The 2,635-nt window shown below is 28.5% G+C and carries 1 protein-coding gene; it reads right to left on the reverse strand.

Annotated features, from left to right (window positions below; translation table 11 throughout):
• Positions 1 to 215 precede the first annotated feature (215 nt).
• Positions 216 to 2,444, reverse strand: coding sequence for a YhgE/Pip domain-containing protein (locus KGF42_RS18840; protein ID WP_227826890.1), 2,229 nt, complete (start codon positions 2,442 to 2,444; stop codon positions 216 to 218).
• Positions 2,445 to 2,635: the final 191 nt, after the last annotated feature.

Genomic DNA, 2,635 nt, shown 5'->3' on the forward strand with positions numbered 1-2,635 from the left:
ATACTATGTATATCCCTGTTTATTAAGTAGGATATATCTAAATATTTATAAGATAAATTTAGGAAAGAACGAATTTTTTTGCTTTTTTCTATGATATATTTTGTAGTAAATATTAGTTTTTAAGTTGGAAAAAGGTAGTAGCTAAAAAGCTACTACCTTTTAATATGAACTTAGAATATTGTTAAAAAAATATATTTAAATACATAATTAATTTTTTAATGACCAGTTAAATTACTATCGCCAAATTTATCATTAAACGGTTTTATAACTCTATTTATAGGTCCTTTTAGAAGTACGTTTAAACAAATAGACAGAATCATGAATAGTAACAGAACTAATATATCTTTAGTTAAATTTGGAGCATATATACCACCCACTGCTTCCCTTGTAGCACCTATTGCATAGGTAAATGGCATTATAGGGTTTATTCTTTGGAAGAATGTAGGTGTAACTTGTATAGGGAATGTACCCCCAGAAGAACCAATCTGAACGACTAATAGTACTATTGCAATTGCTTTTCCTACATTTCCAAATACAGAAACTAACGAATACACTATAAAGTTAAATACCATACTAGTAAACATGAGTAGAAGTATCAATAAAATTGGGTGTTTTGCTGTTACTCCCAATAACAGTATATCTCCAACTCCAATTATGAAACCTTGAACGAGAGCTATACTTAAAAAAGTAAGACCTCTTCCAAAGTAAGTTTCATATGGCTTATAGTTTCCATGTACAGATGTAGATAATAGCGCTGAAATAAGCAATATACCTACCCATGTAGAAAGAACACTATAAAATGGTGTCATTGCAGATCCATAGTTTTCAATTGGATATAATTTTTCTGTTTTCACCTCAACAGGTTCTTTTAAGAAATTAGACTTTGTTAATATATCACTTTCAAGTAAGCTGACTAATTTTTTCATATCTTCACCATTACTAATCTTGCTTAAAGTATCAATCAAATCATCCAACATCCCTTTTGCTAAAGGAAGTCTTTCTCTTATCAATGATATACTTTCCTGTGCATTTCCTGAAAGTTTTAGAGAAGTAGTAAGTATTTCTTCAACCTTTGGAAGTTTTGCTTCTGCCTTATCTAAAACAGTAATTATATCATTTGCTACTTTTATACTGTTTGCAAATATACTATTTATAGGTTTTGATATTTTTGAGTCAAAATTATTTAAAATATTTAAATTAATTCTTCCAATACCATTTGATAGACTTAAAACATTATTCAAAGCACTTATAGATGGTTGTTGTCCAGATATAACCTTATTTTTAATATCATTTAATGTTGATATAGAAGAATCTATTTTATTATTAGAGTCTTCAAGACTATCGATTACATCATCTAATCTATTGTTTGATGTAAGCTGATTCAATTTAGTTAAAAAGTCTTCTAAAGTATCATTTAAAGATTGTAAATTAGAAAGCTTTTCTGATAAATTATCTATCAATTTAGGTACATCTTCACTTCCACTATTTACTGCATCAATTAAATTGAGTGTAAGAGAAGATGCTGAAGATGAAAGATCAACCATTAAGTTTAAGTCAGACTTTATAAGAGGAGAAAGTTCATCTAAATTATTGTTTGTGTCCTCTAAGAATTTCTTTAAATCAGTTGATAATAATTTTGTATCATTCAAAGTCTTTTTAATAGTAGGTAAATCAGATTTAATATCTTTGACTGTATCAGACAACTTTGAAGTAGCATCAGAAGCTAAATCAACAGTCTTATTTATATGGTCAAATCTCTTTTGAAGGTCTATAAGGGAACTTTCAACTTTTGTCAATTTTGGAAGACTGTGTTCAATTCCTGCACCAACTCCATTTGATATACCAAGAACGATTTCACTAACTGTTTTTACTATAGTCTGATTAACCTGCAATTGTATTGTAGAAGCTCCTTTATCAGTAATCTTTGGAGCAACTGCATTTATTTTTTCATTAACTGTATAGATAATTTCGCCCTTTTTAACATCATCTGTAATTAAGGATGTCAAATCTTTTGTAAAATTTTTTGGAATCTTAAGTGATGCATAATAAGTACCTTTTTTAACACCTTCAAGAGCGGTTTTTTCATCTACAAATTGCCAACCTAAACTTCTGTTATCCTTAAGTTGTTCAATTAATTGGTTTCCTACATTAATTTTCTGTCCTGCTATTTCATTTCCTTTATCTTCATTTGTTACTGCTACAAGCATATTAGCAGTACTTCCATAAGGGTCCCAAGATGCTTTTATATTGAACCAAGCATAGAGAGAGGGTAAAAAAGCAAGACCTAAAACTATTATAAGTACTGCATAATTGCCACGTATATCTTTTAGGTCACTTTTAAAAATTTCTAATATATTTTTTAAACCCTTTGAAGGCTTTAAATTCTTAATATTATTCCAGTTTAAAATCTCTTTTAAACCATTAGTTTTTTTCAAATGTCTCACCTCCTAAAATATTTTGATAGAGAAAAAGTTAGATTTATAATCAATTTTAAATTATATTACTTTTTACACAAATAGTAAAGTTAAAGTTTTGTCTTAATTTTAATACATATATATCTGCCTCTTATACACTTCTAACGCTGCCGACCATCCACTCTGTTTAAGTCTCTGGGGTCGCCGTACCATAAAAAAAA

Origin of the sequence: Clostridioides sp. ZZV15-6383, from assembly GCF_020657735.1 — a bacterium.
GTDB classification, from domain to species: Bacteria; Bacillota; Clostridia; order Peptostreptococcales; family Peptostreptococcaceae; genus Clostridioides; species Clostridioides difficile_D.